Here is a 21,897-nt window from a genome sequence, read left to right on the forward strand (position 1 = left end):
GCTCCCGCTTTCTCAGAACTCAGTAGTCGTGACCGCCGCGCCGCGGGGCGGGTGTGTCCCGGGGCGGCTCGCCGCCGTGCTGGCCGGTGCCGTGCTGGTCGCGGGGGCCACCCTGGCCGTACTGCTCGTCGTGGGCGCCACGCTCGTCGTAGCCGCCGCCCTGGTACGACTCGTATCCGCCGCGCTGCTCGGCCTGGTAACCGTCGTCGTAGCCGCCGCCGTACTGCTGGGTGCCCTGGCCGCCGTACTGCTGACCGGCCGGGTACTGGCCGCTGCCCTGCGGGCCGTAGCCGTTGTTGTCGGGAGCGTCGGCCGCGGCCCCCCACGGCGCGTAGCCGCCCTGATCGGGCTGCTCCTGTCCGTAACCGCCGGGCGGGTAACCGCCGGCCGGCTCGGCGCCGTACTGCTGGGTGCCGCCGTACTGGTTGCCGCCGTACTGCGGAGCACCGTAGCCGCCGTCGTTCTCGGCCTCGGGCCGATACATGCCGGTGGCTTCGCCGTACGCTCCGTAGTTGCCGGCCGGCTGAGCCGCGGCGCCGTAGCCGTCGTCCTCCGGCGGCCGGCCGTACGAGGTCGGCTCGCTGTACGGCTGGGTGCCGCCGCCGCCGTACTGCTGCGTCCCGCCGCCGTACTGCTGGGTGCCGCCGTACTGCGGCGCGTCGTCCCAGTCGCCGGCCGGGGCGCCGGCGAACCCGCCGTGCTGGGGCAGCGGCACGCCGTACGGGTCGGGGAACTCGTCCTCGGCCGGAGGCACCGGGCGGTGGAGCATCGTCGGAGCGTCCGCCATGGACGGCCCCCCGGACGGCGGCATGTGGGCGATCATGGTGGCGTCGTTGCCGCCGCCGCCGACCGGCGCGCCGACCCGGGTCGCGTCGGCGAACCGGCCCTGGCTCGGCGGCACGACCCCACCCGAGCCGGACAGCCCGGTCGGGTCGTCGTCGTCACCGTTGTCGCCGCTGTTCCGCCGGCGCAGCATGACCAGCACGATGGCGCCGATGCCGGCCGCGACGAGCAGGACGCCGATGACGATGTAGAGCATCGAGACACCGCCGTCCTCGGTCGAGGCGGCCTGATCGGTCTCGGTCTGAGTGGTCTCCGTGGGCTCGTCGGCCGTCGGCTCCTCGGTCGGCTCTTCGGCGGGTGGGGAGCTGGTCGCCGACGGGCTCGGTGTCGGCGAGCTGGACGGGGTCGCGACGGCCTCGGCCTTCAGCGTCAGCGACACGGTCAGGTTCTGACCGGCCTCGGCGTCACGCCGCAGATCGACCTGATCGAAACCGTCCTTGGCGGCGCCGATCGAGATGCGGCCGGGGGCGATCGGCTTGTTGTCCGACGAGGTGAAGGAGAACCGGCCCGAGCCGTCGGAGGTGCCCCGGAAGACGCGCCCGGCACTGTCCTTCATGCCGATCGTGGCGCCGGCGATCGACTTGCCGTCCTGGTCCTTCACGCGACCCGAGACCTGCCGGACGGTCTGCGGACGGTCCGGCCCCTTGATCGTGATCTGCTGGCTGGCCCGGCCCGGCTGCTCGTTCGGCACAGCGGCGACGATCTCGACCGTCACCTGACGTGTCTCGCCGTCGTTGACCTCAGGTGCGGTCAGTTGCACGGAGAACTCGCGCCCGTCGCCGCCGATCTGGGCGATGCGGCGGCAGTCGCCACCGTTGCAGTCCATGCCGCCACCGTTAACGGTGATGGTCGCCGGGACCTGGCCCTGGTTGTCGCCGGCCGAGGCGACCTGGAACTGCATGGTGAGCCGGCCGCCCGAGGGCACCTCGGTCTGCAGGTCGGTGATCTCCACGTTCGGCGGATCGGCGAACGCCACCGCGGGTGCGACGAAGATTCCGCCGAAGACCACCGCCAGTAACGCACCGGCCTGGGCCGCCCGGGCTCGTAGGTGCGTTCTCACCATCCACCGCCTTCCGGTCGCACGGTCTCCCGGCCGATCAAAGGGTGCCGGTTACATCCCGCGACTAAAACACCGTCGGCCACTATGCCTTGTCATACGTCCATCGCGCGACCCAGGGCCGCGTACCAATCTCGCTGAAGCGAGTCGTATCGTCCCGACGTGTCCCCTGCGCACAATAAATCCGAGTCGGTCATGGAAGCGTTGGACGCGCTGGATCGCGGCGTCCAACCCGAGAGATCAGTGCAGCGTGACGCTGTGCGAGCGCTGCTGGCCGAGCTGTCCCGCAAGGCGCCTGGCCGGTCGGTGGAGGTCCGGGTTCCGCCTTTCGGCGCGATTCAGTGTGTTCCTGGTCCCAGGCACACCCGCGGCACACCGCCCAATGTGGTCGAGACCGATCCGGTCACCTGGCTGCTCGTCGCCACGCAGCGTATGAGCTGGGCCGATGCGGTGCGTGACGGACGGCTGCGCGCCAGCGGCATTCGCACCGACCTGACCGAATACCTGCCGTTGACCGGCGAGGCGGCCGGATGATCGCCGCGTCCCACGTTCTGAGCAGCAGCCCGGGCCGGCCGGCTCGCGTACACTGGTCGGTCGGACGGTCCAGCACGTTTTTGCCCGCTCAGGTGAACAGATCGGTCAGTTGAACAGGCCGGTCAGATGAGCAGATCAGATTGAGGGAGCGACAGGTGCCCCGAGGCGACGGCCGGTTGACCGACGATCTCGACCCCCAGGAGCGCGGACCCCAGGATGCCTGCGGCGTCTTCGGCGTCTGGGCCCCCGAGGAAGAGGTCGCCAAACTCACCTACTTCGGGCTCTTCGCTCTCCAGCACCGCGGCCAGGAGGCCGCCGGCATAGCGGTGAGCGACGGCTCCGGCGTGGTGGTCTACAAGGACCTCGGCCTGGTGTCGCAGGTCTTCGACGAGCCGACCCTGGCCAGCCTGCGCGGCCATCTGGCCATCGGCCACACCCGTTACTCCACCACCGGCGGCTCGAACTGGGAGAACGCCCAGCCGACCATCCGCGCCACCACGGCCGGCACGACGATCGCGCTGGCCCACAACGGCAACCTGGTCAACACGGCCGAGCTGGCCCGTGAGGTCGCCGAGCGTGGTCTCGAGGTCGACAGCGCCACCTCCGACACCTCCCTGGTCACCACGCTGCTGGCCAGTCGCCCCGACCTGTCGGTCGAGGGCGCGGCGCTCGAGGTGCTGCCGGGCCTGCGGGGCGCCTTCAGCTTCGTCTTCATGGACGAGACCACCCTGTACGCCGCGCGCGACGCACAGGGCGTCCGCCCCCTGGTGCTCGGCCGCATGGAGCGGGGCTGGGTGGTCGCCAGTGAGACGGCCGCCCTCGACATCGTCGGCGCGAGCTTCGTCCGTGAGGTCGAACCGGGCGAGATGATCGCGGTCGACGAGCACGGCCTGCGGTCCACCCGGTTCGCCGCGCCCGAGCCCAAGGGCTGCCTCTTCGAGTACGTCTATCTCGCTCGTCCCGACACCACGATCGCCGGTCGCAACATGTACTCGGCCCGCGTCGAGATCGGCCGCGTCCTGGCCAAGGAGCACCCGGTCGAGGCCGACCTGGTCATCCCGGTGCCCGAGTCGGGCACCCCGGCCGCGATCGGCTACGCCGAGGCGTCCGGCATCACCTTCAGCGCGGGCCTGACCAAGAACGCCTATGTCGGCCGCACGTTCATCCAGCCGTCGCAGACGATCCGTCAGCTCGGCATCCGGCTCAAGCTCAACCCCCTGCGCGAGGTCGTGCGGGGCAAGCGCCTGGTCGTGGTCGACGACTCGATCGTCCGCGGCAACACCCAGCGGGCCCTGGTGCGCATGCTGCGCGAGGCCGGCGCGCTCGAAGTGCACGTGCGCATCTCCTCGCCGCCGGTCAAGTGGCCCTGCTTCTACGGCATCGACTTCGCCACCCGGGCCGAGCTTCTGGCCAACGGTCTCGACAACGAGGGCATCCGCCGCTCGATCGGCGCCGACAGCCTGGGTTATGTTTCCCTGGACGGTCTCGTGCAGGCGACCGAGCAGCCGAAGACCCGCCTGTGCATGGCATGTTTCGATGGTCAGTACCCGATCGAGCTGCCGGCCGGCAACCTGATCGGCAAGCACCTGCTCGAGGGCGTCGGCAAGCGGGCCTCGATGCCGTCGGCGACCGACGAGGCGGCGACCGCGGCGGTGGCCGAGCTCGAGACGGAGTACGACGTTCGCGAGCTGGCCGGCCAGGCTGGTGGTCCGAGCGCACAGCACCACCCGTGACTTCGACGAACGCTCTAAGGGGAGAACCGTGACGCACGTGTCCGAGCGCAACAGTGCCGGCTCCAACGGCGCTGAAGGCGGTGACCGCCGGCCGTGGACGGCCGGTGGCGGCCGCGGGGTGCGCAAGCGTACGGCCACGTACGCCGATGCGGGCGTCTCGATCGAAGCCGGCGACCGGGCCGTCGAGCTGCTCAAGTCGAAGGTCAAGAAGACGACCCGGCCCGAGGTCATCGGTGACCTGGGCGGGTTCTCCGGCCTGTTCCGGCTGAACACGGCGAAGTACAAGAGCCCGATCCTGGCCTCGTCGACTGATGGTGTCGGCACCAAGCTGGTGATCGCCCAGCAGCTCGACATCCACGACACGATCGGCATCGACCTGGTCGCCATGGTCGTCGACGACCTGGTGGCCTGTGGCGCCGAGCCGCTCTTCCTGCTCGACTACATCGCCTGCGGCGAGGTCGTGCCCGACAAGGTGGCCGAGATCGGGGCCGGCATCGCCGACGGTTGCCGCTACGCCGGCTGTGCCCTGCTGGGCGGCGAGACCGCCGAGCACCCGGGCGTGCTGCGTCCCGACGAGTACGACGTCTCGGCCACCGGCGTGGGCGTGGTGGAGGAGAGCGAGATCCTCGGCCGCGAACGGGTCGAGGTGGGCGACGCGGTGATCGCGATGCGGTCCTCGGGGCTGCACTCCAACGGCTACTCGCTCGTGCGGCACGTGCTGCTCGGCGCCGGCCGGATGCGCCTCGACTCGGTGGTCGACGACTTCGGCAGCCAGCGCACCCTGGGCGAGGAGCTCCTCACGCCCACCAAGATCTATGCCAAGGACTGCCTGGGCCTGATCGAGGAGACCGACGTCCGCGTGTTCTCGCACGTGACCGGCGGCGGCATCCCCGGCAACCTGGTCCGGGTCCTGCCCGAGCACGTCGACGCGGTGGTCGACCGCTCGACCTGGCGCCCGCAGCCGATCTTCGATCTCATCCAGGCCAAGGGCCGGATCGAGGACTCCGAGATGGAAGCCACGTTCAACATGGGCGTCGGCATGTTCGCGGTCGTCTCGGCCGACGACGCCGACCGTGCGATGGCCTACCTGACCGGTCGCGGCGTGGAGGCGTGGCAGGTCGGCGAGGTCATCGAGGGCACCGGCGAGGTGCAGATGATGGGCCAGTACACCCGCGGCTGACGAGGCCGGCCGGGTGGCCGTCAGGAATTGATCCGTATGCGTCGATGTGTGACGCATACGGATCTTTCGTTTACTCCGGTGGACCGTGGGGCCTAGCCTCTGACGTGAGTTCTTCACGTATGACGGCGGGACGGGGGTGCGGCATGGCGGAAGCGTGGAGCGGCATGCGGGGCATCGCGCCCGACCCCACCTACGTCGTCATGCAACCCACGACCCTCTGCAACCTCGACTGCGCCTACTGCTATCTGCCGTTCCGCGCCGCCGACAAGCGGATGCCGGTCGAGGTCGCCCAAGCGGTCGCCGCCTCGGTCGACGGCTGGGCCCGCGGCGGGCGGTTCTCGGTGGTCTGGCACGGCGGCGAACCGCTGGCGGCCGGCCGGGAGCACCTGGCCGCCCTGCTGGCGCCGTTCGGGGCGGGCGTCGAGCACCACGTGCAGACCAACGCCACGCTGATCGACGACGCCTGGTGCGATTTCTTCGAGGCCCACGACATGCGGGTCAGCGTCAGCGTGGACGGCCCGGAGGCCCGCAACGGCGAGCGGGTCACCCGGGGCGGCAAACCGGCGTACGACCGGATCCTGCGCGGGATCGAAACGCTGCGCCGCCGGGGCATCCCGTTCTCGGCGCTCTGCGTGGTCGGCGATCCGCGGCCCGGCGCGGCCACCGAGCTGTACGACTACTTCCTCGAGCTGGGCTGCGACGTGCTCGGCATCAACGTCGAGGAGCAGGAGGGCGTGAACACCCGCGCCAACGGCCACGTGGCCGCCGACGTCACCGCGTTCTGGGCCGAGCTCGTCACCGCGTGGCGGGCCGATCCCCGCATCCACCTGCGCGAGGTCGAGTGGTCGCTGCGCTACGTGTCCGCGGTGCTCGACGGCACCGCCGACGAACTGCTGCCCCGCCGGCTCGACCCGATCCCCACGGTGGCCCACGACGGCTCGGTGGTGCTGCTCTCGCCCGAGCTGGCCGGCTTCTCCGACCCCCGGTACGGCGACTTCACGAGCGGCAACGTGCTGACCACCCCCCTGGCCGCGATCCTGGCCGGCGCCGCGTCGACACCCTGGATCGGCGAGTTCCTGCAGGGCGTGGAGGCCTGCCGGGCGACCTGTCCATACTTCGGTTTCTGCGGTGGCGCCCACGCGGCCAACCGCTACTTCGAGCAGGGCCGGTTCGACACCACCGAGACCGACCACTGCCGGAACAGCAAGATTCGCCTACTGGAGGGAGTGCTGGACCATGCCCGAGATCACGAGCCTTCGGCTGTCTGACGAGCCGGGGACCGATCCGGTGACGGCACGGGTGCACGACACCCGGGCCGGGTTGGCCGCGCTCCTGGACGAGGCCGAACAGGCGCGGCAGGCCCGCGCGGAGAGCACGTCGACGGACGGCTCGGCGGTCTGCGCCTGGAACCACTTCGAGAACATTCCCACGTTCTACAACTGGAACAACCGACCGCGATAGCGCAGACTCGGCTGCCCGGTTCGAAGCCCACGCGAGTACCAACCCGCGTGGGCTTCGTGTTGAACCGTAGCAATGTGAACCGTAGACAATTCTTACCGCAGGCAAGTGACCACGACACACGGAAGCACGCGGTCAGCCGCGTGCTCTGTGCGATGCGGGGTCAGCGCCTTGTCGGCGACCAGGTGTCCTGATCGTCGTCAGCGTCGTCCTCGTCATCGTCGACGATCTCATCGTTGTCGTCGTCGAAGTGACGGTCGGACTTACCGGCACCCGCCAGTTCGCGCTGCAAGGCGGTGAGGTCGGTGTTCGGGGAGTGGTACTTCAACTCCCGGGCCACCTTCGTCTGCTTGGCCTTAGCACGGCCGCGCCCCATGGCTCGACCCCCTCGCACAGAATTCGGGGCAGCCCGAAGGCGGGCCCCGATGACGTTAGGCATCTCTCGTGGGTCTTACGGTACATGGGCGATGCCGTCTTCGGCACCTCGGGTTGCGTGTGACACTGCCGCGCGTCGCGGTTTTCCGTCCCGGAACGCGCGGCAGGCACTAAACCGCTCTCTTTTCCCGCCGCCGGGCCCTCCGTTCGGGTGCCCGGAGCGGCCCGTTCAGCCGACGACGGCTCGCCGGGGCGCCGGTGACTCAGCTCAGGTAGATCGACCGCAGGCGGCCGACCTCGGCCATCCGCTGCTCGGCGAGCCGGTCGGCCGCCACCGCCGGAGCGACGCCCTCGGCCTCGGCCGCCCGCAGGATGCGGCGCGTGGTCTCGAAGATGCCGGTGGCCCGCAGCTTGGCCCGCTCGAAGTTGAAGCCCTCGATCTCGTCGGCCACCTGGATCACGCCACCGGCGTTGACGAGGTAGTCGGGCGTGTAGAGGATGCCCCGCTCGGCCAGGGTCTTCTCGATGCCGGGGTGCGCCAGCTGGTTGTTCGCGCCACCGGTGACGACCTTGGCCCGCAGCGCCGGGACGGTGTCGTCGTCGAGCGCGCCGCCGAGCGCGCAGGGGGCGTAGACGTCGAGATCCGAGGTGATCAGGGCCCGGGTGTCGGCGACCAGCTCGATCTGGGGGTGGGTGGTGCGGGCCCAGGCCAGCGCGGCCTCGTTCACGTCGGTGGCGATCACCGTGGCGCCGTCCTCGATCAGGTGACCGGCCAGATACTTCCCGACCTTGCCGAGCCCGGCGATGCCGACCGTGCGCCCGGCGAGCGTGGGGCGGCCCCACGTGTGCTCGGCGGCGGCGCGCATGCCCTGGAAGACGCCCCAGGCCGTGAGGATGGAGGAGTCGCCGGCGCCGCCGTGTTCCAGGCTGCGGCCGGTGACGTAACGGGTCTCGCGGGCGATGACATCCATGTCGGGGACGTAGGTGCCGACGTCGCAGGCCGTGTAGTACCGGCCGTGCAGCGACTCGACGAAGCGGCCGTACGCCCGCAGGAGGCCCTCGGACTTGGCCCGGGCCGGGTCGCCCCAGATGACGGCCTTGCCGCCGCCCAGGTCGAGGCCCGCGAGAGCGTTCTTGTAAGCCATGCCGCGGGAGAGCTTCAACACGTCGGCGAGGGCGGCTTCCTCACTCTCGTACGGATAGAAGCGGGTGCCGCCGAGCGCCGGCCCGAGGGCCGTCGAGTAGATCCCGATGATCGCCTTGAGGCCGGTCTGCCGGTCCTGGCAGAAGACGACCTGTTCGTGACCGGTGGCGTCGGTGCCGTCGGTGTCGAACACGCCCATGGCTGTTCTCCTGATCTGGTGTCCGGGCCCTTGTGGGGCAGGTCTGTCCGGCTGGGGTGGGCCGGACAGGCCGAGCCTAGTCGGGGGTACGCCGTCGGGATTGGGTCAGCGCGGGAAGTTCCACCCGGCCGAATTCGTGAAAGGATCGCGCCGTGCCGTCACTGTTCGCGTCGTACCTGAGGGTTTACGAGCCGCTGACCGCCTTCGACCGCGACCGTCAGATTTTCTGGCGCAAATACGCCCGCGAGGGCCGCGCCCTGGGCCCGGTCGACGGCCCGGTCCGCCAGCGGTCGGCTGTGCTCGAGGCGCTCGGCGCCGGCTGGACCAGGCTGCCCGACCTGCCCGACGAGGCGTACGTGTTGCAGTGGGGCGACTCGCTGCTGGTCTGCCCGTGGAACCTCCGCCTGCGGGTCGCCGAGGCGGCCCTGAACGCGCGCGACGGCGTGCCCAGCGTGCTGGCCGACGCGTTCGTGCCGCCCGTGCTGGCCGGCCAGGCCAAGGCCGTCGTCGAGGACTGGCGCAGCGGGGCCAAGGTGCTCGAGCACGGCGTGCCCCGCGTGCACGAGCAGATCGCCACCTGGGGTGTGCCGCTGCGCTGGTTCGTCTTCGTGGACCTCGAGGAGCGCGTCATCGACCTCGCCTCCACCCCGCGCACGCTGCGCTATCGCACCGAGATCTCCAAGGCCCGGCGGCGTGCGCACCGGGCGGTGGCGGTCCTGCGCAAGTCGCTCGGCGACGCCCCGATCACCGAGGCGGTCGAGGAGGGCACGCGCTGGCTCGAGGAGTTCCACCCACGGTCGATCGTCGAGCTTGACTACGGCGGCCTCGTCAACCTTCTGCCGGAGGACGTTCTCGCTGGTGACGATTCACCCGGAGTGGTGGCGGCGGGTCTGTCGGCGCTCTCCCGCGGTGACGCCGACGACGCCTCGGCCGCGTACGAGAAGCTGGTCGAACGGTGGCGCGCTGTCCAGCTTCTGGAGCGCTGCAACTGACCTGCGGAAATACGGGGATATGACGCCCGTGGGAACGCTCCCGAGGTGAATACTCTTCGTGATCACCGTCCGCCGAAGCGTGATAATCGGACTAAACGCGACACTATCTGGCGTAGAAAACACGTAAAAATCGGGCATGCTTCATCCGTCTATCTGGGGACGTTCGTCCGTTCGGCCCATGTCGGACATCGGGGACTAGCCGGACCATGAGAGACGCACCGGCCGGCGGGACCCCGGCCGATGTCTTTAGGTACCTGTGGAGGAGTGACCGATGGCATCGCGTACGCATGATCCTGAGCCGCTACTAACTCCGGCCGAGGTGGCGTCGATGTTCCGTGTCGACCCGAAGACCGTCACCCGGTGGGCGAAGGCAGGCAAGCTGAGTGCGATCCGCACTCTGGGCGGCCACCGTCGTTACCGGGAGTCGGAGGTTCGTGCCCTGCTGCAGGGGCAGATTCCCACGCAGCGTCAGGGTGACTGAACCTACCTCAGTCGAGACGAAAGATCGTAGCTAGGGGCGAACGCTGGGGAAGGCGATCGCCCCTTCTTCGTCTCCGCCGCGGGGCGTCAGGGCGCCCCGGTGGCGGAGCCCTGGGCCGGCGCGACCGCGATCACGGTGATCCGGTCCCGGTGGCCGAGCAGCCGGTAGCGGAGCGAGCCGAGGATGCCGGTCACGTAGTACTTGCGGCCCAGCACCTTGGCGAACCGGTCGCGCTCGGCGTCGCCGACGATCCGGGCTGTGCCCTCGACCGTCTCGCCGCGCACGTTGCCGCGGAAGTCGCAGGCCGCCACGGTGACCCGCGGGTTGTTGCGAACCCGCTTCACCTTGTAGGAGCGGCTCTCGGTCCAGATCGCCACGCCCGTCCCGTCGGGCAGCACCCAGACCGGAGTGCCCACCGGTGAGCCGTCCTTCCGGAACGTCGTCAGAAGGACGTACTTCTCCGAACCGAGTTGCTCCAGTGTGGCCATGCGCCAAGGGTAGTGACCATGGATGAGCCACCCATCGGCGACGTGTTCGGCGAGATGATCAAAGATGCGTACGCGGTGCACACCGGCGTGGGGCCGCGGCCGCTCGCCGGCGGACGGGTGCCCCGGCCGGTCATCGAGGTGATCGAGCGTGACGACGGGCTGATCAACGGGGCGCCGGCCGATCACTACCTGGCCGAGCCCGGCCAGTGGCAACCGCACGACCACCGCGCGCTGCGCCTGTGCCGTGGGCACGTTCTCGACATCGGTGTCGGGGCCGGGCGCACGGCCCTCGAGCTGCAGCGCCGGGGCATGGCCGTGACCGGCCTGGACACGTCGGCCGGAGCCATCGCGATCGCCCGGGCGCGCGGGCTGCGGGACACCGTTCTCAACACCGTCGACGCGTACGCCTCGGCGAGCGCGCGCTACGACACCTTCCTGCTGCTCGGCAACAACCTCGGTCTGCTCGAGAGCGCGCAACGGGCTCCCGTCCTGCTCGACGCGCTGGCCCGCCTGGCCAACCCGGGCGCGCGCCTCATCGCGCAGGGCACCGACCCGTACGGCACCACCGATCCCGTGCACGTCAGCTATCACCGGCGCAACCGGGAGCGGGGCCGGCTCGGCGGGCAGTTGCGACTGCGGCTGCGCTACCGCCTGCTGGCCACCGAGTGGTTCGACTATCTGAACTGCTCGCCCGCCGAGCTGCAGACGCTGCTGGCCGGCAGCCGGTGGCGCCTGAAAGCCATCGACGACATCGACCGTCCGTACTACGTTGCGGTGATGGAGCTGACGGAGTGACCGCGCTGACCCGGGACCAGGTGCGGATCAGCCGGCGGATAGCTCTCGTGCTGCGGCACCGGCCCGACGCGGCCGGTCTGACCCTCGACGCGAACGGCTGGGTGCCGGTCGGCGACCTGCTCGCCGCGCTGGAGATCTCGCGCGACCAGCTCGACGCGGTCGTCGAGCACAACGACAAGTCGCGCTTCGCCATCGCCCGCCGGGACGACGGCGCCGACTGGATCCGGGCCAGTCAGGGGCACTCCCGCCGGGTGGCTGTCGACCTGGACCTGCCGCCCGCCGATCCGCCGCCCGTGCTCTATCACGGCACGCCCCGGATCAACCTCGCGTCGATCATGAGTGAAGGGCTGCGGTCGCGCAGCCGCCACCACGTGCACCTCTCCGTGGACGTGCCGACCGCCCTGGTCGTCGGCCGCCGCCGCTCGGCCGACGTGGCCGTCCTGCGGGTGGCCGCCGGCGAGATGGCGGCGGCCGGGCACGTGTTCCACCTCAGCGCCAACAGGGTCTGGCTGACTACCGAAGTGCCGTCGAGGTACCTCCTGCCAGAACGGACAAATCCGTAACGTTCGGTCTCCACAATGGCCGTACGTCACGGTGCCGCGCACCCGCCGTTAGCGTGGGGGCATGGCGAGGATCAACCGGCGTCAGCTGACGAATCTCCTCGGTGCGCTCGGTGTCGTCGCCACCCTCGGCGGTCTGGCCTTCGGGCTGCCGGCGATCGACCGGTCGCTCCCGGCCGAGCGGGCGGTCCCCGACGGCCGGCCCTATCCGGTCGGCGCCGGGGTGACCGTCGTGCCGCCGCGCGGCGCCACCGTCGACGTGACCGGCACGAGACCCGGCGACTCCGAGGGAACGGTTCTCTTCCGTCTCGGACCGGTGCGCTATGCGATCGCCGTCCGGCCGTTCCGGGGCGACCTCGCCGCGGCGGCCGAGCGCCTGCGGAAGCGAATCGTCGACACGACCGGTTACCAGGTCACGAGCGCGCAGCTGACCGTGGGCACGGCCGGTGGGCTGGCCGGTCTGCAGGGTGGCTACACCGCGCCGGGCCGGGGCGGTCGCTACGCGGTCTTCGTCGACGGCGGCCTCACCATCGAGGTGACGATCAGCGGCAACGACCTCGACCTCGGCCGCAGCCTGCCGCAGATCGAGGCGAGCACCCGCACCCTGCGGCGCACGGACGAGCCGCGGTGACCGCCTCGGTGGTGCGGCCGGCCGACGGTTCGCGCGAGGTCGCGCTCGTCCGGGTGCCCGCGTTCTGGGTGGTGCTCGCCGTGCTGGTGGCCGGCGGGCTGTGGATGGCCCGGCTGGCGGGAGAGTTCTTCACCTCGTACCCGAAGGCGACGGCCCTCTCGCTGCTGCTCTTCGCGTTGCTGGCCGTGCCCTTCTGGCTCTTCGTGGCCGAGCTCGACTTCTTCGAGCGGGAGCCGACCCGGCTGCTGGTGCTGGCGTTCGCCTGGGGCGGGCTGGTGGCGACCACGGTGTCGATCCCCGGCGGCGTCGCCCTCGAGGACCTCGTCGCCAAACTCGGCTCACCCGGCCTGGCCGCGAGTTGGGGCGCCGCCCTCGCCGGGCCCTCGGTCGAGGAGATCGCCAAGACGCTCGGCGTGGTGGCTATCGTGCTGATCGCCCGCGCCCAGGTGAACAGCGTGCTCGACGGCGTCGTCTACGGCGCGATGGTCGGGCTGGGGTTCCAGATCGCCGAGGACATCGTGTTCGCCGTCGGGGCGGTGGCCCTGGCCGGACAGGGCGACCAGCTGCAGCCGGTGATCGCGACCTTCCTGCTGCGCGGCTTCCTCGGCGGCATCTGGAGCCACACGCTCTTCAGCGCGCTGGCCGGGGCCGGCATCGGCTATCTGGTGGTGAGCCGGGAACGGGGGCGGCCGCACCGGATGGGCGTCGCGGTGCTGGCCGTGTTCGGCGCCTGGGCCTCACATGTGCTCTGGAACGCGCCGCTGTTCGTCGACGGGCTGGGCAACGGGGTTTTGGCGTTGCTCGGTGTGCTGCTGATCAAAGGCCTGCCGCCGCTGCTGCTGATCCTGTTGCTGGTGCGGCACGCGCACGACCGGGAGGCCGACTACTACGTCGGCCGGCTGGCCACCCTGCCCGATCCGGCGCTGGTCACCCCGGGCGAGCTGGAGGCGCTCCGGTCGGGGTCGCGGCGGGCGTCCGCGCGCCGGCTGGCCGCCGATCGGGCCGGGCGTACGGCGGCGGCGGCCGTCCGCCGGTTGCAGCGCGCCCAGGCCCGGCTGGCGGTCGAGCTCAGCCGAGCGGACGCGGGATCGACCGCCTCCTGGGAGGCGGCCGTCCGCGAGCAGCGGGCGGTGCTGCGACAGCTCGGACACGCCGAGGCCGTCGCCGGTCGGGTCTCCTGGCGGCACAGAGCGGAAACGGTCGTCACCACGGTCGTGGCGATCGCCGTCCTCTGGGTCGCCCTGAGCGCACTGGGCGGAGCCTGAGGCGTCGCTCTAGACGACGGGCGGGTGCCCGCCGTCGCCGTCGACGATCTGGTCGGGGTTCCCGTCCTCGTCGAGATCGACCATCGTGATGTCGACCTTGCCGTCGCCGTCGGTGTCGAACTGGAACAGATCAGGCTTGCCGTCCCCGTCGGTGTCGGACACCCACACGTCGGGCTTGCCGTCGCCGTTGGCGTCCTGGGCGATCAGGTCGACACGGTCGTTCCCGCGTGTCTCGACAGTCTCCTGCGGCTCGGTCATCAGGCCTCCCGGCATATCGCGTACATGGTCGCAGGGAAGAGTAAGACCCAAGTCACAGCGCCGCGAGCCGAGTGACGCCGGTAACGTTCATCGAATGGACATAGCGGCCGACAGCGTGCAGGAGCTCCTCACCGCCGGGGGTGGCGGGTCGCTCGGCGAGCGGATGGGCATCCAGCTCAGCGAGGCCTCCGCGGAACGGGTCGTCGGCACCATGCCGGTGGAGGGCAACACCCAGCCGTACGGGTTGCTGCACGGCGGCGCGTCGTGCGTGCTGGCCGAGACGCTGGGCTCGGTGGGGGCGGTCATGCACGGGCAGACCGTCGACCGGCCGTTCGCGGTGGGCGTCGACATCAATGCCACGCACCACAAGTCCGCGCGTTCCGGCGTCGTCACCGGCGTGGCCACCCCGGTGCACCGCGGGCGCACGATGGCGACGTACGAGATCGTGATCACCGATGACAGCGGCGAACGCGTCTGTACGGCCCGCATCACCTGCCTGCTCCGCGGAGCCTGAATTTTCCGGTCCCGACAGGCAGACCTTGACCGTTCCACGTACCTTCTTTCTCGTGACCGAGGTACCACAGCACGCTATCGACGACGCGGCACTCGTGCTTCGGAGTGCGCTGAGCGGCGACAGTGACGCGGTGGTCGGCACGTTCGACTCGGTCGTCGACCGCTCGGGCATCGTCGGGGCCTATGACGTCGCCTGGTGCCTGGCCGCGACGATGGTCGGGCAGATTCCGTCGGGCGGCGCGTGGACGCTCGACTTCCCCGGCATCGACGACGCGCGGTACGACAAGCGCTGGGTCGCCCGGTTCGTCAGCGCGTATGTGAACGGGGACATCCCCACCGGGGAGGCCCTGTTCGGCGCCGCGATCGCCGACGGGCAGCTGCCCGACTGCCTGCTCGCCCTGGCCGGCTCGACGGTGGCGACGCTGCGCCACCGCGCCGCCTGATCCGTCGGCGTCCTCAGCCGAGATTCAGCGTCCTTCGAGATTCAGCGCCCTTTGAGATAGAGCGCCTTGGCGTACTGGGCGGTCGCGGCCTCGTTGTACATCGACGCGAGCGACATGTAGAACTCGTGGTCGGCCAGCGCCGACTGGGCCTGCGACGTGCTCTTCCAGCGGATGGCCGCGTCGACCTCGGAGAGACCCCGGGCCTTGAACTGCCGGCGCATCGCCATCCGGCCGGACCGGAACACCTCCTGAGCCTCCTCGGCGTTCTTCATCGCGGCGAAGGCCTTTTCACTGAGCGCTTCCGCCATGCTCCAGGCCGCCTGCTCGGCCGCGTTCGTGAATGTCAGCACGCCGTCCTCCTCCACCCGCCGGACCCCTTGACGCCCTGCAGCTCACTCTTATCGACCGCACAGCGCGCTTCAAGGCCTGGGCCGGTGCCCGGTTCGGCAGATGGGTGTCAGACCGTGGCCACCACTGGAGCCGGGGCGGGCTGGCGGAGGTCGCCGCGACGCAGGCCGCGGACTGTGCGGGTGGCGACGACGGCCCAGGCCGTGACCAGGACACCGAAGAGCAGGACAGCGAGCCCGGTGAGCACGGGCGAGCCGGTTCGGGCGGCCAGTCCGCCGGTGGCGGTCACCACCGTGCCGACCGGGAAGGTGAAGCTCCACCAGGTCAGCGAGAACGGCAGTCCGGTCCGCGCGGTCCGCACGGTGATCGCCGCCGCGAGCGCCGCCCAGAAGAGCGCGAACCCCAGAACGGGTACGCCGTAGAGCAGCGCCAGCATCTGGGCGCCCGCGGCGTACGGCTCGGGCAACACCCCTTCGGCCGAGCGCCCCAGCAGGTGGAACGCGGTGATCGACTGACCCAGCGGGCCGAGCACGATCCACAGTGTCGGGACCATCCGGGCCGCGCCGACCTGGTGGCCGACCAGCCGCGTCCAGATCTGCGTGATCACGACGAGCGAGGCGATCAGGCTGATCCCGGCCAGCGCATAGCAGCCCAGCAGCAGGTCGCGGCCGTCCGGCACGTGGGGCACGAGCAGCGCGCCGGTCGCCGCGGAGACCATCGGCGGCACCACCGGCATCAGCCAGCCACCGAAGGCCGCGTCCGGCCCGGCGCCGGGCCGGGTCATCATCCGGTACGGGACGGCGACCGCCACGATGAGGCCGAGCACAGTGCCGGCGCTCCAGAGGACCAGGGAGGCCGTGACGGCGAACCGGCCGGGGCCGAGCAGCAGGGTGCCCGCTCCGACGGTCATCAGTGCCATCGGTGGCGCACCCCAGAACTGGACCAGCACCGGATCGCCGGCGTTGCTCGTGCCGCGCCGGAGGAACGCGGTGACGACCGCGGCCAGCGCCAGCGTGGCCAGCAGCCACATCACGGTCGCGAAGGCGCGCAGGCCGGGCAGGTGGACGGGCAGCGTGGCGGCCGCGGTGGCGACGATCCCGGTGCCCATGACGGAGGCGAACCAGTTGGGTCCGATCATGTCTCCACCCTGCGGCCCGCCACGATGATCCGGTAGGCGGCGATCCCCCCTGAGGTCATAAGCTCCGGTTATGCCTCTGCCGCCCTTCATCGCCGACCTGACCGGCTTCGACCTGCTGCTCAGCGTCGCCCGGCTGGGCAGTGTGGGCCGGGCCGCGGCCGAGCACCGCATCTCGCAGCCGGCCGCCAGCGCCCGCCTGCGCGAGCTCGAGCGACGGGCCGGGCTGACTCTGCTGCACCGCACGCCGCGAGGTTCCACCCTCACCGCGACCGGCGCGCTGGTGGCCGACTGGGCCCGTTCGGCCGTCGACGCGGCCGAGGCGCTGGCGGTCGGCCTGGCGGCGCTGCGGGCGACCCACGAGAGCCGGCTGACCGTCGCCGCCAGCCAGACCGTCGCGGAATATCTGCTGCCGGCCTGGCTGGTGGCGCTCCGCGCGGCCCACGCCGAACTCGCTGTGACCCTGCACGCGGCCAACTCGGCCGAGGTCGCCGCGGCCGTGCTCGACGGTCAGGTCGAGCTCGGCTTCGTCGAGGGACCCGACCTGCCGGCCGGGTTGCACGCCGAGGTGGTGGCGACCGACCGCCTGACCGTCGTGGTCGCGCCGGCGCACCCGTGGGCCCGGCGCCGCCGCGCGGTCACGGCGGCCGAGCTGGCCGCGACCCCGCTGGTGTCGCGCGAGGCCGGCTCGGGCACCCGCCGTGCGTTCGACCAGGCGCTCGGCGACCAGATCGCGGCCGCGCCGCTGCTCGAGCTGTCGTCGACCACCGCGATCAAGCACGCGGTGGCCGCCGGCTCCGGGGTGGCCGTGCTGAGCTCGCTGGCGGTGATCGCCGAGCTGGCGGCCGGCACGCTGGTGGCCGTGCCGGCCGCCGTCCCGCTGCAGCGACGCCTGCGCGCGGTGTGGCGGGCCGCCGATCAGCTCATCGGGCCGGCCCGCGACCTGTACGCGATCGCCCGCCGGGCCTGAGACCGGCGCCGACCCGTACGAATCATGGTTCCAGGTCGGTCGCGGCGGCGAACGAGCCGTCCATCAGGAACGGCACCGACTCGTGCTCGTGCACGACCAGCCAGCGCCCGTCGATGCGGCGCAGACCCAGCGTCACCCGATACCAGAGGGTGAACGCGTCGGTCGTGCCCTTGGGGGTCGCGCTCATCGAGTCGATGCTGGTGGCGAACGCGACGTCACCGTCGGCGGTGATCTCCAGCTGGGTGACCTCGCGGCGCGGCGGCGCCTCGAACGTGGCCAGCCACTGCTCCATCGGCAGCGGGTCGCTGCTGTCGACCCGCTCACCGAGCGGCGGCGCCAGGCTGTACGTGACCACCTCGGGCGCCGAGTAGGCCAGGAATCCCCGCACGTCGCCCTGGCCGAGCCGGGCGGCCCGCCCCTCGATCACCTCTCGGATCTCGCGCATGGTCTTGTCTCCTCTTCTCGGAACTTCGGCGAACTTCACCCGGGACGTCGAAACCGGCCGGTCGGCTTCGACATGCTGGGTGAGGCAAAGGAGATGACCCGTGAAATACCTGATTCTCATCCAGTCGAACCCGCGCAGCCTGGCCGTCTGGGACGCGATGTCCGACGACGAGCGGACCGCCTTCGGTCGCGGTCATCTGCAACTGAACGAGGAGATGGCCGAGGCCGGGGTGCACGTCGCCGGTGAGGGCCTCGCCGATCCGTCGCTGGCCCGGTTCGTCTCGGTCCGCGACGGCCGGACGATCGTGTCGGACGGGCCGTTCGCCGAGGTCAAGGAACACCTCGCCGGCTTCTATCTGATCGACGTGCCCAGCCTGGACGACGCTGTCGCGTGGGCCGCCAAGGTGCCCGACGCGGCGAACACCGAGGTCGAGGTGCGCCCCGTCCTGGACATGAGCGGGTGGGAGTTCTGACCCCTTGACTCCGCTGGAAGAGGTGCTGCGGGCCGCCGCGCCGGGCGTGCTGGGCGCGGTGGTGCGTCGTTACGGCGACTTCGACACCAGCGAGGACGCGGTGCAGGAGGCGTTGCTGGCGGCCGCCCGGCAGTGGCCGGCCGAGGGGGTGCCCGACGATCCGCGCGCGTGGCTGATCCGCGTCGCGTCGCGCCGTCGCATCGAGTCGCTGCGCAACGAGCAGGCCCGGCGGCGGCGCGAGGCGCTGCCACCGGATCCGGTTCCGGCCGTACGCGGTGACGACGAACTGACGTTGCTGGTGCTCTGCTGTCATCCCGCCCTGACGGCCGTCTCCCAGGTGGCGCTGACCCTGCGCGCGGTGGGCGGCCTGACCACCGCCGAGATCGCCCGTGCCCTGCTCGTGCCCGAGGCGACCGTCGGCCAGCGGATCAGCCGGGCCAAGCGCACGATCCGCGAGGCGGGCGCCCGTTTCGTCCTGCCGCCCGACCTCGCCGAGCGCCTCACCGGCGTCCGTCAGGTCCTGTATCTGATCTTCAACGAGGGCCACACGGCCAGCTCGGGGTCGTCGCTGCACCGCGTCGAACTGAGCACCGAGGCGATCCGGCTGACCCGGCAACTGCACGCCCGCCGGCCGCGGGACGGCGAGGTGGCCGGCCTGCTGGCGCTGATGCTGCTGACCGACGCCCGGCGTCCCGCCCGCACGCGTCCCGACGGCGCCCTCGTCCCGCTCGCCGAGCAGGACCGCAGCCGGTGGGATCGGGCCGCCGTCGCGGAGGGCGTCGAGATCATCACCGCCGCGTTGCGCGACACCGAGCTGGGCCCGTTCCAGTTGCAGGCCGCGATAGCCGCCGTGCACGCCGAGGCCCCCTCCGCGGCCGGCACCGACTGGCCGCAGATCCTCCAGCTGTACCGGCTCCTGCAGGCGCTCGCCCCGGGCCCGATGGTCACGCTGAACCGCATCGTCGCCCTGGCCGAGGTCGACGGGCCGCTGATCGGCCTGCGCGCGCTGGAGGAGGCGGCTGCCGATCCCGCCCTGGCCGGCCATCATCGGGTCGCCGCCGTCCGGGCCCATCTGCTGGAGCGCGCCGGCGACCTCGCCCTGGCCCGGCAGGAGTATCTGCTGGCCGCCCGGCAGACCTTGAGCCTCCCTGAGCAGCGCTATCTCGAGTCGCGAGCGGCTCGCCTGCGCTGAGCCCGTAGAGCAGTTCGCGCCGGTGTGCATGACTACCCGGCGGGCGGGGGAAACATGGTCCTGGCTTCGCGACGCAACAGGGCGCGGGGCCCGCCGACCGCAACGTTATGACGGACGCAACGGGCCGGCGGACCCCGCTGGGACCCGCCCGGGCGTACCGGGCGGGGTCACGGCCGCAGCCACACCGCCTCATCTCGGTGTGACTCGAGCGGCCCCGGGTAGTCGAGGCCACGCCGGACGTTGTCCGGCAAGCGCCAGGGCTGGTGCACGGCGCCGCCCTCGACTCCCTTGAGTTCGGGTACGTAGCGCCGAACGTACACGCCTTCGGGGTCGAACCGCTGAGCCTGACGAATCGGATTGAATTTGCGGTAGGGCCGGGTGTCGTTCCCGGTGCCCGCGACCCACTGCCAGTTGCCCGAGTTGTTCGGCACGTCCCCGTCGAGCAGCCAGCGGAAGAACCACTGCACGCCGGGCCGCCAGTCGATGCCGAGATGCTTGGTGAGGAACGCGGCGGTGATCAGCCGGGCGCGGTTGTGCATCCAGCCCTCGGCCCGCATCTGGCGCATCCCCGCGTCGACCACCGGCACCCCGGTCGTCCCATCCTGCCAGTGCCGCAGCGCGTCCTGGTCGTCGCGCCACTCGGTGTCGCCGTTCGGCCGCAGCGGTCTGGTCGACAGCTGGGGGAAGGACAGCGCGACCTGGTAGTAGAAGTCGCGCCAGCACAGTTGCCGCACATAGTCGTCGGCGTCCTGCTGGAGCGCGGCCCGAGCCAGCCCCAAAGGAGACAGACAACCGAACCGCAGATACGGGCTGAGCCGGCTGGTGCCGTCGGCGGGCATGTCGTTGTGCAGCTCGGGGTACGGGCCGAGGTGCCGCAGCCAGGTCGCGAACCGGCGGCGGGCCTCGGTCTCGCCACCCGCGGCCGCGTCCGGTGACTCGCCTTCCGGGATCGCCGGCAGCCGGCCGGTGGCGACGCCCTGCGGCAGGGTGATCCGGTCGGGCGTGGCGACCTCGGCCCGCCACTGGGCCGCCCGCCAGACCCGGTGGTAGGGCGAGAAGACCCGGTACGAGGGACCGCCCCCGCCGGGCCGCAGCTCGCCCGGGTTGACCACGGTCAGGCCGGGGAACAGCCGCAACGCGATCCGGTGCCGCTCGCACTCCTCCCGCATCCGCTCCTCCCGGCGGCGGGCGTAGTGGCTGACGTCGGCCGCCATGCCGATGCCCTCGGCGCCGACCGAGCGGGCCAGCTCGATCGTCTCGGCCACCGGGTCGCCCATCCGGATCACCAGGTCACCGCCCCTTTCCCGCAGCGCCGCTCGCAGGTCGGCGAGCGACTGGTGCAGGAAGCGGGTGCGGTTGGGCGAGAGCTTGCCGAGATCCGGGTCGAGCACGAACAGCGGTACGACCTGCTCGGCGTTCGCGCAGGCGGCGGCGAGGGCGGGGTTGTCTCGTACCCGCAGGTCGCGGGTGAACAGGACGACGGCGGTGCGCATCTCAGGCGGCCGTCCGCACCGGGGTGCCGGCCCGGGTGAGCAGGCTGCGCATCGCGACCGCGGCCCTGCGTCGGTTCGGCACGGTCGCGCGGCGGGCGAACACGTCGTAGTCGTTCGCCTCGATCTCCTCGAGGATGCCGCCGTAGAGCGCGAACGCCGTGCGCATGCAGGCCTGCGACGCGGGCTCCAGCATGACGATGCCGGGGGCGGCGGCCACGTAGTGCTCGCGGGCGACCCCGATCTCGTACCGGATGAGGTCCTTGATCGCGGGTGTGATGACGCCGCGGGCCAGGTCGTCGCGCGTGACGCCGAACCGGCCGAGGTGCGACTCGGGCAGGTAGACCCGGCCGCGGTCGAGGTCTTCGGCGATGTCCCGGATGAAGTTGGTGAGCTGGAAGGCGAAGCCCAGCTGACGGGCGGGCTCGCGGGCCGCGACCGGGTCCCGTGACCCCAGGATCGGCAGCATCATCGTGCCGATGACGGCGGCCGAGCCCTCCATGTAGTCGAGCAGGTCGTCGTACGTCGCGTACGAGGTCTCTGTGAGATCCATCGCCATGCAGCGCAGGAACGACGCGAAGTCGTCGACATCAAGATCGAAAACCGCGATCGTGTGCAGAACCGCTGGTAGCAGCGGGTCGTCGACCGGCTCACCGCGCAGTCCGGCGACGAAGGCGCCGGACCATTCGTTGAGCCGGGCCGCCCGCTCGGCCGGAGGAAGCTCGGAGGTTTGATCGACGATCTCGTCGGCATACCGGGTGAATCCGTAGAGGGCGTGCACGTGGCGTCGTTTCCAGGCCGGAAGGAGCCTGGTCGCCAGGTAGTAGGTACGCCCGTGGCGCTTGTGCAGCTCACGGCAGCGCTCGTAGGCAGCAGCCAGATCGATGTCCACGGAA

26 protein-coding genes are annotated in these 21,897 nt (G+C 71.2%); 16 read left to right on the forward strand and 10 right to left on the reverse strand.

Annotation, left to right across the window (positions count from 1 at the left end):
- Positions 1 to 19: 19 nt before the first annotated feature.
- Positions 20 to 1,906 carry a carboxypeptidase-like regulatory domain-containing protein gene (locus HJC40_RS10720; protein WP_250000693.1) on the reverse strand — a complete coding sequence of 629 codons (1,887 nt, stop codon included), beginning with the start codon at positions 1,904 to 1,906 and terminating at the stop codon, positions 20 to 22.
- Positions 1,907 to 2,095: 189 nt separating this feature from the next.
- On the opposite strand from HJC40_RS10720, the gene HJC40_RS10725 reads away from it, so the two are divergent.
- The 5 genes from HJC40_RS10725 to amcA all read left to right on the forward strand — a co-directional run bounded on the left by HJC40_RS10725 (position 2,096) and on the right by amcA (position 6,808).
- The gene (locus tag HJC40_RS10725; protein ID WP_250000769.1) at positions 2,096 to 2,434 is read left to right on the forward strand and encodes a sterol carrier family protein; all 339 of its coding nucleotides are present in this window, start codon (positions 2,096 to 2,098) and stop codon (positions 2,432 to 2,434) included.
- A 155-nt stretch (positions 2,435 to 2,589) separates the two neighbouring features.
- On the forward strand, positions 2,590 to 4,167 hold the full coding sequence (gene purF, locus HJC40_RS10730; RefSeq protein ID WP_250000694.1) for an amidophosphoribosyltransferase: 1,578 nt from the start codon (positions 2,590 to 2,592) through the stop codon (positions 4,165 to 4,167).
- A gap of 28 nt (positions 4,168 to 4,195) precedes the next feature.
- A complete protein-coding gene (purM, locus tag HJC40_RS10735) occupies positions 4,196 to 5,347 on the forward strand; it encodes a phosphoribosylformylglycinamidine cyclo-ligase (RefSeq protein ID WP_250000695.1) in 1,152 nt (383 codons plus the stop codon).
- 164 nt (positions 5,348 to 5,511) lie between these two features.
- Positions 5,512 to 6,615 carry a cyclophane-forming radical SAM peptide maturase AmcB gene (gene amcB, locus HJC40_RS10740; RefSeq protein WP_284043020.1) on the forward strand — a complete coding sequence of 368 codons (1,104 nt, stop codon included), beginning with the start codon at positions 5,512 to 5,514 and terminating at the stop codon, positions 6,613 to 6,615.
- A complete protein-coding gene (amcA, locus tag HJC40_RS10745) occupies positions 6,584 to 6,808 on the forward strand; it encodes a multiple cyclophane-containing RiPP AmcA (RefSeq protein WP_250000697.1) in 225 nt (74 codons plus the stop codon). Before amcB ends, amcA begins: the two co-directional genes overlap by 32 nt.
- Before the next feature lie 160 nt (positions 6,809 to 6,968).
- On the opposite strand, the gene HJC40_RS10750 is transcribed toward amcA, so the two are convergent.
- Together HJC40_RS10750 and HJC40_RS10755 are read right to left on the reverse strand one after the other, a co-directional pair.
- Positions 6,969 to 7,181: a DUF3073 domain-containing protein gene (locus HJC40_RS10750; RefSeq protein ID WP_250000698.1), complete on the reverse strand. Its 213-nt coding sequence runs from the start codon at positions 7,179 to 7,181 to the stop codon at positions 6,969 to 6,971.
- Between the two features lie 262 nt (positions 7,182 to 7,443).
- Positions 7,444 to 8,523 carry a Glu/Leu/Phe/Val dehydrogenase gene (locus HJC40_RS10755; protein WP_250000699.1) on the reverse strand — a complete coding sequence of 360 codons (1,080 nt, stop codon included), beginning with the start codon at positions 8,521 to 8,523 and terminating at the stop codon, positions 7,444 to 7,446.
- A gap of 152 nt (positions 8,524 to 8,675) precedes the next feature.
- Here HJC40_RS10755 and HJC40_RS10760 point away from each other — a divergent pair, with 152 nt between their 5' ends.
- Positions 8,676 to 9,515, forward strand: a complete 840-nt coding sequence (locus HJC40_RS10760; protein WP_250000700.1) for a hypothetical protein — start codon at positions 8,676 to 8,678, stop codon at positions 9,513 to 9,515.
- A gap of 271 nt (positions 9,516 to 9,786) precedes the next feature.
- Entirely contained in the window at positions 9,787 to 9,996 is a 210-nt protein-coding gene (locus HJC40_RS10765) for a BldC family transcriptional regulator (protein WP_014687221.1), read from the forward strand.
- Between the two features lie 86 nt (positions 9,997 to 10,082).
- Here the strand turns inward: HJC40_RS10765 and HJC40_RS10770 are convergent, their stop codons facing one another.
- Positions 10,083 to 10,484, reverse strand: coding sequence for a PPOX class F420-dependent oxidoreductase (locus HJC40_RS10770; RefSeq protein WP_250000701.1), 402 nt, complete (start codon positions 10,482 to 10,484; stop codon positions 10,083 to 10,085).
- 18 nt (positions 10,485 to 10,502) lie between these two features.
- Between HJC40_RS10770 and HJC40_RS10775 the strand changes: the two genes are divergently transcribed.
- The 4 genes from HJC40_RS10775 (at position 10,503) to HJC40_RS10790 (ending at position 13,735) form a co-directional block, all read left to right on the forward strand.
- Entirely contained in the window at positions 10,503 to 11,279 is a 777-nt protein-coding gene (locus tag HJC40_RS10775; RefSeq protein ID WP_250000702.1) for a methyltransferase domain-containing protein, read from the forward strand.
- On the forward strand, positions 11,276 to 11,842 hold the full coding sequence (locus HJC40_RS10780; protein ID WP_250000703.1) for an RNA 2'-phosphotransferase: 567 nt from the start codon (positions 11,276 to 11,278) through the stop codon (positions 11,840 to 11,842). Before HJC40_RS10775 ends, HJC40_RS10780 begins: the two co-directional genes overlap by 4 nt.
- 61 nt (positions 11,843 to 11,903) lie before the next feature.
- Positions 11,904 to 12,470, forward strand: coding sequence for a hypothetical protein (locus tag HJC40_RS10785; RefSeq protein WP_250000704.1), 567 nt, complete (start codon positions 11,904 to 11,906; stop codon positions 12,468 to 12,470).
- Positions 12,467 to 13,735, forward strand: coding sequence for a PrsW family intramembrane metalloprotease (locus HJC40_RS10790; RefSeq protein ID WP_250000705.1), 1,269 nt, complete (start codon positions 12,467 to 12,469; stop codon positions 13,733 to 13,735). Before HJC40_RS10785 ends, HJC40_RS10790 begins: the two co-directional genes overlap by 4 nt.
- Positions 13,736 to 13,744: 9 nt before the next feature.
- Here the strand turns inward: HJC40_RS10790 and HJC40_RS10795 are convergent, their stop codons facing one another.
- Positions 13,745 to 13,993, reverse strand: coding sequence for a hypothetical protein (locus HJC40_RS10795; RefSeq protein WP_250000706.1), 249 nt, complete (start codon positions 13,991 to 13,993; stop codon positions 13,745 to 13,747).
- A 94-nt stretch (positions 13,994 to 14,087) separates the two neighbouring features.
- On the opposite strand from HJC40_RS10795, the gene HJC40_RS10800 reads away from it, so the two are divergent.
- Positions 14,088 to 14,507, forward strand: a complete 420-nt coding sequence (locus HJC40_RS10800) for a PaaI family thioesterase (protein WP_250000707.1) — start codon at positions 14,088 to 14,090, stop codon at positions 14,505 to 14,507.
- A gap of 52 nt (positions 14,508 to 14,559) precedes the next feature.
- Complete coding sequence (locus HJC40_RS10805) at positions 14,560 to 14,949, forward strand: hypothetical protein (RefSeq protein ID WP_250000708.1); 390 nt, start codon at positions 14,560 to 14,562, stop codon at positions 14,947 to 14,949.
- A gap of 41 nt (positions 14,950 to 14,990) precedes the next feature.
- Here HJC40_RS10805 and HJC40_RS10810 read toward each other — a convergent pair whose 3' ends face one another.
- Positions 14,991 to 15,299: a hypothetical protein gene (locus HJC40_RS10810; RefSeq protein ID WP_250000709.1), complete on the reverse strand. Its 309-nt coding sequence runs from the start codon at positions 15,297 to 15,299 to the stop codon at positions 14,991 to 14,993.
- 107 nt (positions 15,300 to 15,406) lie between these two features.
- Positions 15,407 to 16,435 (reverse strand): TDT family transporter, encoded by a 1,029-nt coding sequence (locus tag HJC40_RS10815; protein ID WP_250000710.1) that lies wholly within the window; start codon positions 16,433 to 16,435, stop codon positions 15,407 to 15,409.
- Between the two features lie 70 nt (positions 16,436 to 16,505).
- On the opposite strand from HJC40_RS10815, the gene HJC40_RS10820 reads away from it, so the two are divergent.
- Positions 16,506 to 17,402: a LysR family transcriptional regulator gene (locus tag HJC40_RS10820; RefSeq protein ID WP_250000711.1), complete on the forward strand. Its 897-nt coding sequence runs from the start codon at positions 16,506 to 16,508 to the stop codon at positions 17,400 to 17,402.
- Positions 17,403 to 17,424: 22 nt separating this feature from the next.
- Here the strand turns inward: HJC40_RS10820 and HJC40_RS10825 are convergent, their stop codons facing one another.
- Positions 17,425 to 17,847 (reverse strand): nuclear transport factor 2 family protein, encoded by a 423-nt coding sequence (locus HJC40_RS10825; protein ID WP_250000712.1) that lies wholly within the window; start codon positions 17,845 to 17,847, stop codon positions 17,425 to 17,427.
- Between the two features lie 100 nt (positions 17,848 to 17,947).
- Between HJC40_RS10825 and HJC40_RS10830 the strand changes: the two genes are divergently transcribed.
- Together HJC40_RS10830 and HJC40_RS10835 are read left to right on the forward strand one after the other, a co-directional pair.
- Positions 17,948 to 18,319, forward strand: a complete 372-nt coding sequence (locus HJC40_RS10830) for a YciI family protein (RefSeq protein WP_250000713.1) — start codon at positions 17,948 to 17,950, stop codon at positions 18,317 to 18,319.
- A 4-nt stretch (positions 18,320 to 18,323) separates the two neighbouring features.
- Entirely contained in the window at positions 18,324 to 19,511 is a 1,188-nt protein-coding gene (locus HJC40_RS10835) for an RNA polymerase sigma factor (protein WP_250000714.1), read from the forward strand.
- A gap of 167 nt (positions 19,512 to 19,678) precedes the next feature.
- Here the strand turns inward: HJC40_RS10835 and HJC40_RS10840 are convergent, their stop codons facing one another.
- Entirely contained in the window at positions 19,679 to 21,004 is a 1,326-nt protein-coding gene (locus HJC40_RS10840) for a deoxyribodipyrimidine photo-lyase (RefSeq protein WP_250000715.1), read from the reverse strand.
- A 1-nt stretch (position 21,005) separates the two neighbouring features.
- The gene (locus tag HJC40_RS10845; protein ID WP_250000716.1) at positions 21,006 to 21,893 is read right to left on the reverse strand and encodes a phytoene/squalene synthase family protein; all 888 of its coding nucleotides are present in this window, start codon (positions 21,891 to 21,893) and stop codon (positions 21,006 to 21,008) included.
- Positions 21,894 to 21,897: the final 4 nt, after the last annotated feature.

The organism is Actinoplanes sp. M2I2, from assembly GCF_023544445.1.
In the GTDB taxonomy this organism is placed as follows: Bacteria; Actinomycetota; Actinomycetes; order Mycobacteriales; family Micromonosporaceae; genus Actinoplanes.